Below are 15,376 nucleotides of genomic sequence, written 5' to 3' on the forward strand. Positions count from 1 at the left end.
GGCAAAAAAGCTTATTTTTGAAGGCAAATTATATAAGGAGGGCGATAGCATCGCCCTCCTTCCAGTTTGAGCCCGGATTATTCCGGGCATCACTCTTAAATTTTTTCCTTCTCTATTTAAAAAGCTTCAGAAACCTGTCCTCGTACTGCTTATAAACACCCCAGCGATCCAGCTCTTTTTTCAGCTCTGAGGGCGGGGCCTCGCCGGCCTCCACCTTTTCAAAAAACTTCTCGATTTCATCGCGAGCCGCAATCGGCAGACCTTCCAGAGTGCGGGTGACCTGCGGCGGACCTTCTTCATCTCTGCTCAGATAACCCCGCGATTCCATCTCGGGCACCTGATTTTCCTGAGCGCTCTCCATCACGTATTCCTGAATAAATTTCATCAGGGAAACATCCCACAGCTCCTCCAGACCGCTGACTATGGCAGTCAGAAAATTATCAGCTTCGGACTGCTCCTCCTCCAGCCTGGCAGCGGTTTCTCCGATGGCCTGAGGCATGGTCCTCACTTCATCAATTTTCTGAGCATAATTCATTTTGTAGAATATGCTGGCCATATCCGGATGTTCTCCAGCCAGCATTCTGAGTGCTTCCCGGGCTTCATCGCTAAAGCCATCCGCCTGAAGCAGATAACCGGGCGTTATGAGTCTGGGCTTTTCCCAGGTAATCCAGCCCTCTCTTATTCTGGTTTCCGGTCCCTCTTCGGGATATATTTCCAGGTATGCAGGTTCTGTCAGCACGAAATAATGCAGTCTAGTTTTTTCCGATGTCGAAAGATATTTTTCTGGAAAATGATGAATTTCTGTAGCTTCCAGAGCTCTCTGGATATCTTCCTGTTGTGGCACACTAATTCCTCCTTTAGCGGATATATTGTAAATGATTGTTATCCGCCAATTCAGATATATTTATTATCATTATATCGGACTTTTTTTGTTGGCTTCGCAGGTATCCCCGGGCTTCTCCTCAATTTTGTCACAGATCATCCGGACAAATTCCTCTATTTCTTTATCTCTATCCCCTTTTTGTCCCAGAGCTTCATCCTTATTCAGTATGAGATTGGCCAGCGGTTCTTTATCCGCCAGCTCCTCCATACCCTCCAGGGTCCCGCGGGGGCTTGATCCGGCCAGCGTTACGAAAAAAGCTACTTCGGGAAGAACACCGGCATTTCCCAGCAAAAAAGTGCGTACAGCCGGAGTCATTTTCCCCGCCCAGACCGGGGTGCCGATAATTATAGCATCATATTCATCAATCTGATGGTCAAAATCATCAATGACGGTAACATTGGAGGTGAGGGCATCGAAGCCGGAACGTATCAGACCAAAAATTCCTGACCTATCACGGCTGTCTTCCAGCTCCAGCAGATCAGCATTGAGATGCACGGACAGCCTGTCGGCAATTTCCCGGGTGGTACCGGTTCTTGAGTAATATACAATCAGAGTCTCCATTTTTGAAACCTCCCGGCATCGGCTTCTACCTAAATTGACCCTGCCAGTATGAATTGCTTCTCATACTCATAAAAACATTATAGAAGCTTCAGCTTCAAAAAGCAAATTAAAGCATAATTCCCGGATATTATCTGACGGCCTGCTGCAAAAAGGTCAGGAGTTCGTCATGTACCCCCGGCGAACCTGCCACAATTTCCTCTCCGGAGAGGCTTATATCCCGGCCGGAAAAATCGGAGGCCAGGCCGCCGGCTTCTTTTACCAGCAATATACCCGCGGCAACGTCCCAGGGGGAGAGTTTGATCTCCCAGAAACCACCGAATATCCCTGCAGCAACCAGAGCCAGATCATAAGCCGCCGAGCCGGTTCTTCTTATGCCTCCCGCCCGGGGAATGATTTCTTCCAGATAATTCAGCACCTCTTCACTCTCCTGCTGGTGGTCATAGGGAAAGCCCGTGGCCACAATGCTCGTCGACAGCTCCGCCTGATCATCGACCTGCAGCCTCTCAGAATCACGCCAGCTTCCTTCACCCTGGCGGCTCGTAAAAAATACATCCCGCACTGGCAGATAAACTACAGCCAGTTCGGGTGTTTCTTCCTGGAAAACCGCGATGGATATAGAGAAGATGGGAAATCCGTGAATATAATTGACGGTGCCGTCGAGAGGATCGATAATCCAGCGCACAGATGATTTTTGTCGGTCCTCTCCCCGCTCTTCAGCCAGCACGGAGTGATCCGGAAACTCACCGGCAATTCTTTCTATGAGCATGCTCTCGGATTTTTTATCGACCTCCGAGACGAGATTTATCTTCTGATCTTTGCTCTCAAAATCTATATCGCCTTCAAAATTATCAAGCTGATAATCCCCCACCTCACGACACCAGCTCTTTACTGTTTCGATATCGATATCCGGTCTGAAAGCCATTTTTATTCCTCCCGGTTTCATCAAACCTGCAGATTAAAATTCATCAAAGCCAGGAAAAAGCTATGATCAATATGCCCAGTCCCAGAAAAATCAATGCTGACAGCGTTTTTACAGTGCGATGGGGAATACGCGAAAGAAGTTTAGAGCCCATAAATGCAGCCAGTCCGTGATTTATACTCTGAGCTGCCATCGCGGCAGCCAGCACAGCCAGAGGCCGGCCGCTTACAGCAGCAAAACTCATAACCGTAAGCTGAGTTTTATCTCCCATCTCGGCCAAAAAAACCAGGCTGAAGGTGAGAGTGAAGGCCTTTTTTTCGCAATCTATAGCTCGCTGATCTTCCTCTGCGGATCCTCGACTGAAAAAAGCTACGATTCCCACTGCCAGAAAGAAGATGCCTCCTGTCAGCACAATGATATTTTCGGGCACCAGTTCGAATACCACCCTGCCTGCTCCGACTGCCATGGCCGTCACCAGAAAAAGTGCAGATATAGCCCCGAGAAATACCTGGCGGGGAAAGGGGCAGCCGGACATTATCAATGTAGTAAGCTGTGTTTTATCGCCCATTTCTGCAAAAAATACTGCCATGAAAACGGCAACTATCAGTTCCATTATCCATTCTCCTGATTTTTGCTATTGTGCTTCCTCACTATTTTAACCATTACCATAAATAATAAATCATACTTCCCCTACAGTCAAGTAAAAAGTTAACCCAAAATTTCTATGTCGAGAATTTCTCCGAGATCGAGTCTTTCTCCTGTCGCCATGATCACCTGAGGACTATCTCTCTGCAGGAATTTTATTTTCCCCCGGCACTTTTTCCGCCTTTGTGAAATTCTGAAGCCGGAATTCCCTTCATTTTCGCCGCAATCTTTTCGACAGTAAGTTATTATAACTCTGAGCTTTTGATTCCAGGCCCGACCGAGCAGATCAGCTATTTCCCGATCAGACTTTCCTGCTCTCTCGCAGCCAGCCCCGGCAGAACTCTTTCCCTCTCTTCTGTCCCGCTCAAACTCTTTCAGACCTTTTTTATGCCCAACAAGCTGCAGTGAAATCCATTTCTTATCCTCTCTCACCTCTTTTCCCCTCCTCAGCTCGAATTTACAATCGACAACACTATTTTACCATACTTACACTTCCTGTGCAAACTAATGTTCAGCCGCTGCCCTCTAAATTTTTTCTTCCAGCCGGGGCAGAATACTGCCGGCCCTGCCGGTAATAATAATATCAAATATCTCGGGTCTCTGGCCCCGATCAGCATTCACATAAACAAGTTCTGCTCCCGATCGCTTCGCCCGCGCGGGCAGTTCAGCTGCTGGATATACAGAAAGAGAGGAACCAATTACAAGCAGAACATCACATCTTTTGATCTCTTTTTCCGCCCGGCGAAAAACCTGCCGGGGCAGGCTCTCTCCAAAGAAAATCACACCGGGTTTGACTTTTTCGCTGCCACAGCTGCGACAGACGGGAATGCCTTCAGATTCGATCATCGACTCTATCTCGGTCCAGCTGTATTCGGCGCCGCAGTCAAGGCAGCGGGCCTTTGCGAGCGAACCGTGAAGCGGCAGCACCTCGCTGCTGCCGGCTTCTTGATGCAGAAGATCGATATTTTGCGTTATAACAGTTTTAAGTCTGTTATCCTTTTCCCAGCCGGCCAGAACTTTATGGGCCGGATTGGCGCTGGCTTCTTTCTCGACAGCCGTCTCCCTGATGAACTTCCAGAAAACACGAGGATTTTCACGAAAAGCGCTCAGCGAAGCGGTTTTTTCCGGCTCATATTCATCCCACAGTCCATCCTCACCGCGATAAGTAGGGATGCCGCTTTCAGCCGAAATCCCCGCTCCTGTAAAAGCGACTAAATAATCAGCATCTTTAATCATGGTGGCCGCCTGCTGCAGTGAACTTTCTCTGTCTTCTGACTTCATTTATAATTTCCCTCCTTATGAGCTGCTGAAGAATAAATATTGATAAACTCTGACTATTCGACTATAATTATAAAGCGAAAAAGGTCATGAAAGCAAAAGTTCAGCAGAAATTTTCAAAGCTGGTCCGGAATGATATCTACCGATGATTATGTCTTTGAGCTGCTCAGGTGGAGAATTTTTTAGAAAATATGATTAAAATTTGTAGAGAAAAATAATAATAATTTATTAGTTCAACAGGTTAACAAAAATGTCTTTTTGTGATAAGGTGAGTTAAAGACTAGTATTTATTCTTTATAAGAGGTGAATACAAAGTGTTAAAAAAACATTATCGGGCCGGCCAGATATGTCGAATTATGTTTATATTTTTATTTTTGGTCACTTTTACGGCCGGAATGAGCCTGTCGGGGGCAGATTCTGCTCGGGCACAGACAGCATTTACCGATGAAATTCTGCCCGACTATCTCAGCGAAACTATAAATTCAGACTCACACAACTACAAGACTTCAACCGTGCTGCCGGACATTTATCGCAATCGAGATTATGAACTGATATGGGTCGATGATGAAGGGCTCTCAACCCTGGGAGAAAAACTCTACTCTCTCTTGAGCGATGCCGATAAGCGTGGACTTGTGGTCGATGATTACAACCTCAACGAAATAAACGGCATCTGGTTTTCCCTGTCCCGGCAAAATTTTCAGGAGGCCAGCCCCGACCGGATTGCGGAGATGGAGTTAAAATTAACTGATGGTTTTCTCCGCATGATGGGCGATTTGGCTTTAGGACAGCTGGAAAGCGAGAACCTGGAAAGACGCGAGTTTTCGGCCGAGCACAAACAGCATCTTCGCGGGGTGCTGGAAAGGATTATTTCCAGCGGCGAATTCTATCCCGCCCTGCAGGAATTACAGCCTTCTCATCAATATTACTGGCAGCTTAAAGAGGAACTGGCGGAGAGAATTGAAACAGGTGAACAAGCGGATGTGATCAAATCTTTCAAGCTTAATCTGGAAAGGTGGCGCTGGCTGCCGCAGGATTTGGGAGATCGCTTTATTATCGCCAATCAGCCCTCATTTACCCTGGAAGTCTTTGAGGATGATCGACGCATCTTGGATATGAAAACTGTCGTCGGAGAAACGAACAGAGAAACTCCCGATATCAGCAGCCGGATTACGCATCTGGTTTTGAGCCCACGCTGGTATCTGCCCAATTCCATCGCCGTTAGTGACCACCTGCCTAAAATTCAGGAGGATTTAGAGTATCTTGAGGAAAAGCAGTTTCGAATTTACCGGGAAGAAGAGGATCGATTTGTCGAGGTCGATCCCAAAGAGATAGACTGGCAGGAAAAAAATCAGGATAATTTTCCCTATTATATCTGGCAGGAAGCCGGTCCGCAAAATGCTCTGGGCAGGGTTAATTTTCGTTTTCCCAACGAACATCAGATAAATCTGCATGATACTCCCGATAGGCATCTTTTTGATGAGAGTTATAGGGCCTACAGCTCTGGCTGTATAAGAATGGAAAAGCCTCTTGAGCTGACCCATTATTTGCTGGAAGAAAAGAATGATTGGGATGAGGAGAGAGTTCAAAAGAAAATTAATGAGCGCGAGGAAACTCTGGTCAATCTGCCCGATCCGATCGATATACATCTGACATATTTCACCGTAAAGCCTGATTATGAAGACGGCAGCCTCAATTACTATGGTGATATTTACAGTCGAAATGAAAATCTCGAACAGGCTTTAGAATTTGATTGATCAATATCGAATTGGTCAATATCGATGAGTTAATACCGCTTATCGACCTCTGAATTCATATCTGGATATAATTTTTAAAGGCCCCGTCGGATAAAGACGGGGCTTCTTGATTTTTAATAAAAAGTATATTATAATAAGTTTGTGATATAAATATGATATTTTTATGATAAAAATATGCTCATGTTCTCATAATTTAGCCGCATTACTTTATCAGGCCGAAGTGGGTCGATATGATCACTTATAGAGCCTCAAGGCCTGAAGTAAAGGAGAGCAGTAAAATGGCCAGAAATTCCAATGATTTTTCGCAAGAAAAGTCAACTATTATACTGGTTATAAAGCTGCTGCTGGCTGCATTGCTGGCCAGCATCTTATTTGCCACGGCAATCTTCATGCTGCCCTACTTTTCCCCGCACAGTTTTCTGCCGGAAATTTTGCCCCGTCAGGCCTCGGGCTATAGCAATCATATTCCTTCATCAGACTCACATATACCTGAAATATCACTTAGTTTTGATGTCCAGGGCCACAACCAGTGTGCAGGCTACGTTACCGCCTTCATCAGGCGATATTACGGCGATGAGGTTTATGGCTCAGACGTGTACAGGGAAATTTCATATAACTCACCTGTGGATATCGGAGTGCCGCCCCACCGCATAATGAGAAATTTTGAGGAGAACAGTTTAAATGCCTCCGCCCGAACCGGGGATCTGGAGCATATAAAACATTATGCTGCCAGAGAAATCCCGGTTATCGTTCTGGTTGGTCAGGGAATCAGCTGGCAGCATTATATGGTTCTGATCGGATTCGATTCGGAAAAAAGCGAACTTTATTTTTACGATTCCGAGGTCAGCAGCTTCGATCGCAGCCGGAGCGATCCAGGCAACAGAACCCTGTCTGAAGAAAAATTTCTGGAGATCTGGCAGAACCAGCTCCCCGTTTTCTCTCAGCTTTTTATAACCGTTGAACCTCCTCCAGTTTCAGATATCACCTGAACTATTTTTAACCGTTTCTTCTCCGAAACAGCTGATATGGAGAAGATCTTTTTAACTCAATTTATCATTCGAGCAAATGCATTATCCTATCCATTTCAATATTTTCCCCTATGATATTTCTTGTCTTCTCTATCTTTTTGTGATCGTTGGGCCGCAGTTTAATGGTCATATCCTTGATGCGGCTGGCCACTGTGTAGGTATCCTCCTGTGATTCCATAATTAAAATACCCAGATTTTCTGCCGTTTCTATTATCGATTCGTGAGGAGTGATACCGCCGGTGGCAATTATACCCGAAACGCTCCCTCCTCTACCTGACTGGAGATGGATGGCGGTGCGGCAGAGCGCTGAAACCATCATATCTTCGCGATCTCCCCCCGTTATCAGCAGTTCATTGCCCTCGATATATTTTAAAGCTTCGCGGGGGGTCATAGCTCCGATTACAACCCTGCTGATGCTGCGGCTTTCCACGGATTTCCCCACATCGGTAACGGGCTGAAAATGCTCAAACTGATCCATTATATGGCCGATGCTGGGATAAGTCAGCATGCGCTCATAGGGTATGACCCCCAGCACCTCCAGACCTCTCTCCCGCAGAGCCATACCTGCTTTTTCCTTAACTTTATCCATCTTGCTTTTATAAACTTTGTTGAGCACCACTCCCAGAATTTCGATATCGAACTGTTTGAGAAAACTCACATTCAGCATGACTCTATCGACTGTATTGCCGATTCCACCTTCGGCCAGAATAATTACCTTGCTGCCCAGCATTTCGGCCACCCTGGCGTTCGATAGGTTGACCACTTCACCCACGCTGGTCTGACCGGAACCCTCTATAACCATCATATCCCGGCCCTGAACCATCCGATCATAAGCCACTGTGATCTGTCTTTCCATCTCCTGACGACACTCGGATTCAATGCAGTGCCTGACAAAAGAACTGTCGAGGATCACCGGGCTGATATCCTTGAGATTGTCGTCGAAATCATAAATTGAATCCATCAGCTGCACATCCTCATCGATCCTGAGACCATCCTCTGTCTCGACAAAGCGATTGCCGACCGGCTTCATAAAGCCCACATTGCCCACCTTATCGTTGAGAAGAGACAAAAATCCTACCGCAAATGATGTTTTGCCGCGATCCTGTCCGGTTGCCGCTACAAAAATGTCTTCCAATTTACAAACCTCCTTCCAGCGCCGGGAGCGAGCAGAGCTCACTCCTGCAGACTGGGGAATAGAGAAACATCGGTATGAGGAATAAACTTAGCTGCCACAAATTCGTCCATAAAATCGGCGCTGTTCTCTTCAGAGCTCAGCTCCAGGTAGGTCATTTCCCGGGCTATCTCGCGAGAGCGCTTAAATTCTGATGCTGAAAGTGTGGCCTGACGGGCTCCTGCCAGCGAACTGTTGCCAATAAATACAAATCTATCCCGGGGCAGATCGGGAAATAATCCCAATCTCACGGCAGCATCGACATTGAGATAATTGCCGAATCCTCCTGCTATATAAACGTTCTGGATCATCTCCTCTGTAAAGGAGAGCCTGTCCAGGATAATCTTGACCGCCGCGTAGATAGCTGCTTTCGATCTGAGAACATGATTGATGTCATGTTCTGTCAAAACTATATCTTCATCGATGCCGGCTTTCTCCTGACTGACCAGCAGAAATTCCAGATTGTCTTCGCTGCGCTGGCGCAGTCTGTCGGTCTCTATCTCTGTATTATAACGGCCGGAGCGGTTCAGTATTCCATCTTTCTGCATCGATGCAATGAGATCGATGAGGCCGGTTCCGCAAATTCCAACAGGTGCTTTGTCCCCTATTGTTTTGATGATGGGCTCATAATCATCATCGATATAAATCTGCTCGATTGCTCCATCCATGGCTCTAACGCCACTCTCGATGCCGCCGCCCTCAAAAGCAGGTCCTGCCGAAGCCGAGCAGGCTATCAGGAAATCGCTATTGCCGACTACAACTTCACCGTTGGTCCCTATATCTATCAGCATCGACATCTCTTCCTGCTCTGACAGCCCTGAAGAGAGCACGCCGGAAATTATATCACCACCTACAAAACTGCCTATGGCAGAAAAACTGTAAATGGGAGCGAGATCGTGAGCATCCAGATCGATCTCGCTGGCTCTGAGCGTAGGAGCCTGAGAAAAAGTCGGAGTGAAGGGTGAATGGCGAATATGGTTGGGGTCTATACCATACAGGGTATGAGTCATGGTGGTATTGCCTGCTGTAATGATATATCTTATTTGATTTTTATCTATATCGGCTCGATCTCTCACTTTATCGATCAACTCGTTGATCGTCTCCACGACTGCCCTGTGAACTTCCTCTATACCACCTTCGTTCTTGCTGGCGTAATTTATCCGGGCTATTACATCATCACCAAAGCGGGCCTGATGATTGTATTCGCCGGCTCGAGCCATCTCCCGGCCCTTCTGAGGATCGAGCAGAGAAGCCACCATGGTGGTCGTGCCGATATCCACAGCCATTCCGTAATAATCCTCTGGACCGGGGGCGGAAAGTCCGATGATCTTCTGATGGGACAGCTGATCACAAAAATCCACCGTCACCTCCCAGTCATTGTCACGCAGCAGACCGGCCAGTTGATCGAGCAGCCCGAGGGATATATCATAAAATTCATCTCCGTTTTCCTGCTGCAGCTCGCGGCGCAGACGCTCTAAATCACTGGTATTATCCTGCAGGCTCGGCTCCGGAATCTCAAGCAGCTGCCTCTGATAAAGAGACTCGGCTTTAATATCAAGATCATGATCCAGCCTGTGTTCGAGATAGTCCTCTTCTCTCTCTCCCAGCAATATCTGCTGGCCCGATATAAGCGAAGAAGCCGGTATTTCAACCTGCATATCGTCGGTTACTTTTACCTGGCAGGCCAGAAAATAGCCGTTTTCCCGTTTTTCCGCCTCAAGCCTATCGCCAGCTTCGTACTCCATACTATCTTCCGGAGCAGCTTTAACCTGACAGTTGCAGCAGGTTCCCTCTCCCCCGCATTCAGCCCTCAGCTGAATTTCATTGTCCTGCAGAACCTCGAGCAAAAAATCGCCTTTATCACAGATGAGCTGTTTGTCGCCGGGCATTACCTCGATAGTGCATTGTTCCGTCATTTTTTAAACTCCTTTCCAGCTAAATCCTGCTAATAATCTTTTAAAATTTATCCCCCACCGGCTGTTTTAAAAACCCTCCCCTTTTATAACCCTGCAATAACATATTTCCCATCCTCCCGGACAAAGCTTGTGGATAACTGCACAAAACCCCCAACTAATAGGTTACCGGTATACCTGCCTTTTTGTGTAATAATACAGGTATACCGGAAATAAATTTCGGAATGCTATATAATTTTCTCATCTCTGATCCTGCTCACCTAAACATCTGCCGGTCAGACTCCGGCTGGAACCAACAAATTATTTGCTGCTGCGATAGGCACTCAGATAATCGTCATTATATATGTGCTCGTTGAGCAGAATTTCAGCTGTAATGATCGCATCCATCAGTTCTTCATCCATGGGATTGACGATAGCCGTATCGACTCCGTGAGCTATGCACATAACCATATATGTGCGGTTGATAAGCTCATTATGCTTGGTATTTGAAGATATATTGCTGAGACCGACGTTAAAGTGAGGTAAAGGATCGGAAAGATTCTGCATCTGCTGCATGGCCTCCAGCAAAAATCCGGGCTGGGTTTGAGTAGCGCTCACAGGCAGGACGATTGGATCGACAAAAAGATCATCGAAGTCAAAATCCAGTTCCCTGGCTTTCATGACGATATTGCCGGCCAGTGCAACTCGTTTTTGATCATCGTTGGGCACGCCATCCTTATCCATCGTCAGAGCTATCAGCCCGGAATCATATTCCATGGCCATGTTCATGTAGGTATCGAGCTCATCCATATCAGCCTGACAGGAGTTGATTATGGGGGGCTTTTCTACTCTCTCCAGACCGGCTTCAATAACCGGCTGACGGGGGCTGTCGATACATATAGGAGCATCCACAGCCTCCTGTACAGCATCGATCAACCAGAGCATGGCCTCTTCCCGTTCGTGAGATGGAACTGAAGTTCCCACATTTACGTCCAGATAGTCCGCCCCGCATTCAACCTGTCTTTGGGCCAGATCCTTAATCACCTCTTCATCACGATCTTGAATTGCTTCTTCAACATCTGTAAATTGACCGTTGATTCTTTCCCCGATAATTATCATTTTTTTACCTCCCCGTTTTTAATGCGATTATATTATCTATCCAAACTCCTGCAGAACATGCCCGGTAGAAACAGAAGCAATAAAACAGCAGTCCTGTATATGTTAAAATATGCCCTGCTGATTTATTCCCCTGGAGTCATCTGATCGATATAACTTTGAATGTATTCTATCGCGTCAGGGTTGGCCATGGTCAGAATATCGGCCCCGGCCTGCAGATAGGCCACGGCGGTCGAGGTCTCCCAGGCTATGGTTCTCTCCTCCTGGCTGCCCCAGCTGGGTTCATCATCTGCCGACACTTTTACCTCTTTAGCCCGCTGAGTTTCTGGACCTATATCGGCTATGATGGGCATGGCCATCATCTCATCACCGCCGAGAGAAGAAATCCTGGTTCTTTCCATGATGCTGTATGCATATTCGATGCCGTACCCCAGGGCACCGTTGGTGGTGAATATAACTATCTTGTCGGTGGGAAAACCCATATCCGAGAGCAGAATATTTACCTGCTTGCAAATGTTGATATCGATAGGAGATTCACCGATAATATTATGCCCATCGGCTATAGCGGTAGCGGCGATAGTTTTATAATTATCCTCGGTGACAGAACCTATCAGACACTGCTCGCCGGCCAGCGCCTGGCTGACCTCGGGAAACATTTTGTTATCGGGTTCCTCATCACCGCTGCCCCAGATTATAAGAGGCAGATCGACTGCATCATTAACCGCAGTCGCCAGTTCGGCACATTCCTCGGGACTGGCCGGATCTTCCTCGGCCGCATGCCGGGTCAAACGCAAAGAGAGAAGATCCACTCCCAGTTCTTCGGCTTTTTCAGCCCAGCTGACCGGATCCTCGATTACATCTCTGCCGATCGAATCTTTGTAAATATCTGTCCACTTATCGGGCTCCTGATCGAAAATGTCCATGGCGATAACAGGCTCGCCCAGATCATCCGCCTCGTCATACATGAAGGGAAGTCCATTATGTCCGCCTATCTCGACGGCGTTCTCGCCCGTACCGATGGTGACCTTATTTATCTTCCTGGGAAAACTCTTCTTTACTTTTTCCACTGCCATAATACATACCTCCTATGAGGTTGTTTTTTCCGAACCGCTTTGCTGCAGGCAGTCTTTCCTTGCCCGCTTGACCGCTGCTTCGGTAACATGAGCTGATCTATGAATGATGTCTACAGAAGCCATGCAGGGATAGTATTGATGGGCGAGGCCGGCTTCCTGAGATGCTTCGTCAAGCTCGCTGCCGGTAATCTCACCGGCGACAAAATGGCTGCCGCCGCAGGGTGAACTGCGTTCAACCTCGACCTTTCCCAGCCGGCTTTCCTGACAGTAAAATTCGAATTCAGGCCGGCCAAATTCCTCAGCAAAGCTTCTGATCAATTTTTCATCGTAACCAACTGGAGTCAGAGAGCAGAAAGGCTCGGGCATAGCCACAGCCACATCCTGCTCTTCCAGCCTGCTTTTGATCTGACGTTGAAGTCCTGCCGGCATACCCGTTTCGAAATCGACTGGTATAAGAGCAGCCCTGGCCCCGGATTTAAAGCTGAGTTCCGGCACCAGCTGCCCCAGAGATCCGGTTTCGATCAGCGCCAGCATCAGATCTGTCCCGGGCATTTCTTCCGGCAGATGATTTTCCGGTTCATCGATGACCGGAAGATTCAAAACCGGCATTTCGACCAGTTTTACCTTCCATACCTCAGGAGCATTTTTCTTCAGAAATGAAGCCATTCTGCTGCCCCAGCCTCTATTGGTCTCCTGATAGATGATTGTCAGCTTCATGCCATCAGCTCATCCATCATCTCAGCCACGGCTTTGCGAGCCTGGCTGTCCTGAGGAAGATCCAGCAGCGAGCGCTGTTCCAGATTATAATCTACAAGCACCTTATCATCAGGTATAGTGCCGGCCAGATCCAGATCGAGTTTATCTATCTCCTCCTGAAGCCTGGGATGAACGTCTCCCCGGGCCCGGTTGAGGACCAGATAGGTGGAGCCAACATTTATCTCCAGATCCTTGACCAGCTCGTGAATTCTTCCGGCTGAACGCACGCCGATGGGATTTTCATCGCTGACGATCAATAGCAAATCTATATCACGGGTTGTGCGCCGGGAGATATGCTCCATTCCGGCCTCATTATCGAGCACCGCATACTCATAATTGGGCATTAATTCATCCATATAGGAGCGCAGAATATCGTTGACCGAGCAGTAGCATCCCGGCCCTTCCGTTCTGCCCATTACCATCAAATCAAATCCGCTGTTTTCCGCCAGGGCGGTGGAAATCTGAAACTCTATATGCCGCCTTTTATCCATGGAAGCAGGTATATTTTCCCTATCCCTCGATTCAGCCAGAATATCGCCAAGAGTAGAAGGAACGTCGATATTCAGAGCTTCACTCAGGGTGGCGTTGGGATCAGCGTCGACTGCCAGCACCGGCGTAAGCTCTTTTTCGACCAGCTCACCTATGACCAGACTGGCTACGGTGGTCTTGCCGGTACCACCCTTACCTGCAACTGCTATATTGTAGGGCATTTATTTTCCTCCTGACCTTCGTTTTAATTGGAGCACCCGAAAGGAACTGCTATTCCTGGCCGTTCGGGCTGTAATCCCGCAGAAATCCGGGAAGGCCGCTGGCTTCACGCGGTCCTACAACTACATCCCAGCCCGATTCAACCTCGAGCTCACCGCTCATAACTGCTACATGACCGGGTATAATTACCTCTTTATGATCGATTTTGTCTGTTAAATCGGTATCATTGAGCGCGTTGGCCGCTACCTCGGCGGTCAAATTCTCCGACGAGTAAGCGGTCAACACCGATTGACCCTCGGTGTCTACGGTGACAATATAGGAGGGCACTCTGCTCGACTCGACCTCGGAAGCCACGGTAAAGTAGGTGAGAGCAAAGTTGGTGGTCATCAGGACGGGAGCGTTTTCGTCATGATCTTCGCCGACCTCGAAGACTTTCGCTTCGACTGTGGGTGGAACTCTGGGATCGGTATAAATATTCTGTCTGAGCACCGTGACGGGCAGAGCCTGCCATCTGCGGGCATCCTCGAGCAGGATTATGCCGGCATATTTGCAGACATAGGTGCAGGCTTCCATGAGAGTTTCATGGGCATCTTCCCCTGCGGCAAAAGCCATGGTGGGATATCCCAGGGGGCGGAAGTTATTCTCCAGAGCCTGACGCCTGATCTGAGTCTGATTTTGCATACCTGTGAGAGGGTCACGGGCCCCGGGATCGAGTATCAGCTCTTCAGCCCCCGCTTCTTCGATCTTTTCTGTCAGCTCGGCCAGCTCTTCCAGACCGTCACCGCAGACTGCCAGAGGTATTTCATTTTCAGCTGCTATTTCAGCCATAGCCTCGCAGTTATCCTCGGTCGCAGCGTAGATGAGAGGTTTTTCTTCCTTCAGTTCCTCATTCTCGTCCAGAGCTGTCTGAATGATCTCTGGATCTTCACTCATCAATACCGGTATCCTATCGCAGGTCTCGAGCACCTGACCTACAAAATCGGCATATTGATCGGCATCACCGCTCTCCTCGTTGAGGCCGACCACCTCGAATTCGATCGTCTCACCTATTCTCTCGTAAGTCAGATCGTTATAGCGTTCAAGTCTCTCCTCGAGCTCGTCCTCGGAAAGAGTATCGCTGAGCGTGCCGCCTATACCGGGCTGGTTGTGGAAAGTTTCCTCATGACGAAACATAACTGTCTCCATTCCCAGCGGCAGCTCTCGATCACCTCTTTTGACCACCACTTCCTTGATAGGAGGTGCAGAAGCGCTGGCCAGCTCGGCTTTGGCCTCCTCTGAAACATCCGGGCATTCATCGAGCGATACCTGTTTGTTAGCCAGCTGCATGGCAAAAGCAAGACAGGTAGGATGCCCGCACTTGCCACAGTTGGTTTGAGGCAGAAGTTCATAAATATCCATTGCAGATAGATCCATTTTTTGCATCCCTCCAGTTCTGTGCTTGATAATTGCTGTTTTTTTATCTATAATCTCAGAATCAACACCAATTTAGCAATTTATATATATTTTATGTTTGATGGCTGCAGCTTAAAACTTTAAAGTGAGCGTTATTACAAACCAGTTGAAAGGTGTAAAGCGGCCGTCCCGGAGGGGAC

The 15,376-nt window shown here is 47.9% G+C and carries 15 protein-coding genes; 2 read left to right on the forward strand and 13 right to left on the reverse strand.

Annotated features, from left to right (window positions below):
- Nucleotides 1-112: 112 nt before the first annotated feature.
- From BLT15_RS00455 to BLT15_RS00480, 6 genes are all read right to left on the reverse strand, one after another.
- Nucleotides 113-844, reverse strand: a complete 732-nt coding sequence (locus BLT15_RS00455) for a hypothetical protein (RefSeq protein WP_089757583.1) — start codon at nt 842-844, stop codon at nt 113-115.
- 69 nt (nt 845-913) lie between these two features.
- Complete coding sequence (locus BLT15_RS00460) at nt 914-1,444, reverse strand: flavodoxin family protein (protein WP_089757585.1); 531 nt, start codon at nt 1,442-1,444, stop codon at nt 914-916.
- A gap of 127 nt (nt 1,445-1,571) precedes the next feature.
- Nucleotides 1,572-2,366, reverse strand: coding sequence for an inositol monophosphatase family protein (locus tag BLT15_RS00465; protein WP_159429741.1), 795 nt, complete (start codon nt 2,364-2,366; stop codon nt 1,572-1,574).
- A 43-nt stretch (nt 2,367-2,409) separates the two neighbouring features.
- Nucleotides 2,410-2,976: a TMEM165/GDT1 family protein gene (locus BLT15_RS00470; RefSeq protein ID WP_089757589.1), complete on the reverse strand. Its 567-nt coding sequence runs from the start codon at nt 2,974-2,976 to the stop codon at nt 2,410-2,412.
- Nucleotides 2,977-3,071: 95 nt separating this feature from the next.
- Nucleotides 3,072-3,440, reverse strand: coding sequence for a hypothetical protein (locus BLT15_RS00475; protein ID WP_089757591.1), 369 nt, complete (start codon nt 3,438-3,440; stop codon nt 3,072-3,074).
- A 93-nt stretch (nt 3,441-3,533) separates the two neighbouring features.
- On the reverse strand, nt 3,534-4,289 hold the full coding sequence (locus tag BLT15_RS00480; protein WP_089757593.1) for an SIR2 family NAD-dependent protein deacylase: 756 nt from the start codon (nt 4,287-4,289) through the stop codon (nt 3,534-3,536).
- A 353-nt stretch (nt 4,290-4,642) separates the two neighbouring features.
- Between BLT15_RS00480 and BLT15_RS00485 the strand changes: the two genes are divergently transcribed.
- Together BLT15_RS00485 and BLT15_RS00490 are read left to right on the forward strand one after the other, a co-directional pair.
- A complete protein-coding gene (locus tag BLT15_RS00485; RefSeq protein WP_143422981.1) occupies nt 4,643-6,040 on the forward strand; it encodes a L,D-transpeptidase family protein in 1,398 nt (465 codons plus the stop codon).
- A gap of 278 nt (nt 6,041-6,318) precedes the next feature.
- Nucleotides 6,319-7,029, forward strand: coding sequence for a C39 family peptidase (locus BLT15_RS00490; protein ID WP_089757595.1), 711 nt, complete (start codon nt 6,319-6,321; stop codon nt 7,027-7,029).
- 64 nt (nt 7,030-7,093) lie between these two features.
- Here BLT15_RS00490 and BLT15_RS00495 read toward each other — a convergent pair whose 3' ends face one another.
- From BLT15_RS00495 to acsC, 7 genes are all read right to left on the reverse strand, one after another.
- Nucleotides 7,094-8,203, reverse strand: a complete 1,110-nt coding sequence (locus tag BLT15_RS00495) for an AAA family ATPase (protein ID WP_143422982.1) — start codon at nt 8,201-8,203, stop codon at nt 7,094-7,096.
- A 38-nt stretch (nt 8,204-8,241) separates the two neighbouring features.
- The gene (locus BLT15_RS00500) at nt 8,242-10,155 is read right to left on the reverse strand and encodes an ASKHA domain-containing protein (RefSeq protein ID WP_089757598.1); all 1,914 of its coding nucleotides are present in this window, start codon (nt 10,153-10,155) and stop codon (nt 8,242-8,244) included.
- A gap of 297 nt (nt 10,156-10,452) precedes the next feature.
- Entirely contained in the window at nt 10,453-11,250 is a 798-nt protein-coding gene (locus tag BLT15_RS00505; protein WP_089757600.1) for a dihydropteroate synthase, read from the reverse strand.
- 122 nt (nt 11,251-11,372) lie between these two features.
- The gene (locus BLT15_RS00510) at nt 11,373-12,320 is read right to left on the reverse strand and encodes an acetyl-CoA decarbonylase/synthase complex subunit delta (RefSeq protein WP_089757602.1); all 948 of its coding nucleotides are present in this window, start codon (nt 12,318-12,320) and stop codon (nt 11,373-11,375) included.
- Nucleotides 12,321-12,332: 12 nt separating this feature from the next.
- Nucleotides 12,333-13,037 (reverse strand): DUF166 family protein, encoded by a 705-nt coding sequence (locus BLT15_RS00515; protein ID WP_089757604.1) that lies wholly within the window; start codon nt 13,035-13,037, stop codon nt 12,333-12,335.
- Nucleotides 13,034-13,786, reverse strand: a complete 753-nt coding sequence (locus tag BLT15_RS00520) for an ATP-binding protein (RefSeq protein WP_089757606.1) — start codon at nt 13,784-13,786, stop codon at nt 13,034-13,036. The genes BLT15_RS00515 and BLT15_RS00520 overlap by 4 nt, the downstream gene beginning before the upstream one ends.
- Nucleotides 13,787-13,835: 49 nt before the next feature.
- The gene (gene acsC / locus BLT15_RS00525; RefSeq protein WP_089757608.1) at nt 13,836-15,197 is read right to left on the reverse strand and encodes an acetyl-CoA decarbonylase/synthase complex subunit gamma; all 1,362 of its coding nucleotides are present in this window, start codon (nt 15,195-15,197) and stop codon (nt 13,836-13,838) included.
- Nucleotides 15,198-15,376 lie beyond the last annotated feature (179 nt).

Origin of the sequence: Halarsenatibacter silvermanii (assembly GCF_900103135.1) — a bacterium.
In the GTDB taxonomy this organism is placed as follows: Bacteria; Bacillota; Halanaerobiia; order Halanaerobiales; family Halarsenatibacteraceae; genus Halarsenatibacter; species Halarsenatibacter silvermanii.

Bases quoted from the DNA above. Each gene is read 5' to 3' on its own strand.
- BLT15_RS00460 (WP_089757585.1), bottom strand. From the start codon at position 1,444: ATGGAGACTCTGATTGTATATTACTCAAGAACCGGTACCACCCGGGAA.
- BLT15_RS00465 (WP_159429741.1), bottom strand. From the start codon at position 2,366: ATGGCTTTCAGACCGGATATCGATATCGAAACAGTAAAGAGCTGGTGT.
- BLT15_RS00470 (WP_089757589.1), bottom strand. From the start codon at position 2,976: ATGGAACTGATAGTTGCCGTTTTCATGGCAGTATTTTTTGCAGAAATG.
- BLT15_RS00480 (WP_089757593.1), bottom strand. From the start codon at position 4,289: ATGAAGTCAGAAGACAGAGAAAGTTCACTGCAGCAGGCGGCCACCATG.
- BLT15_RS00485 (WP_143422981.1), top strand. From the start codon at position 4,643: ATGTTTATATTTTTATTTTTGGTCACTTTTACGGCCGGAATGAGCCTG.
- BLT15_RS00490 (WP_089757595.1), top strand. From the start codon at position 6,319: ATGGCCAGAAATTCCAATGATTTTTCGCAAGAAAAGTCAACTATTATA.
- BLT15_RS00500 (WP_089757598.1), bottom strand. From the start codon at position 10,155: ATGACGGAACAATGCACTATCGAGGTAATGCCCGGCGACAAACAGCTC.
- BLT15_RS00505 (WP_089757600.1), bottom strand. From the start codon at position 11,250: ATGATAATTATCGGGGAAAGAATCAACGGTCAATTTACAGATGTTGAA.
- BLT15_RS00510 (WP_089757602.1), bottom strand. From the start codon at position 12,320: ATGGCAGTGGAAAAAGTAAAGAAGAGTTTTCCCAGGAAGATAAATAAG.
- BLT15_RS00515 (WP_089757604.1), bottom strand. From the start codon at position 13,037: ATGAAGCTGACAATCATCTATCAGGAGACCAATAGAGGCTGGGGCAGC.
- BLT15_RS00520 (WP_089757606.1), bottom strand. From the start codon at position 13,786: ATGCCCTACAATATAGCAGTTGCAGGTAAGGGTGGTACCGGCAAGACC.
- acsC (WP_089757608.1), bottom strand. From the start codon at position 15,197: ATGGATCTATCTGCAATGGATATTTATGAACTTCTGCCTCAAACCAAC.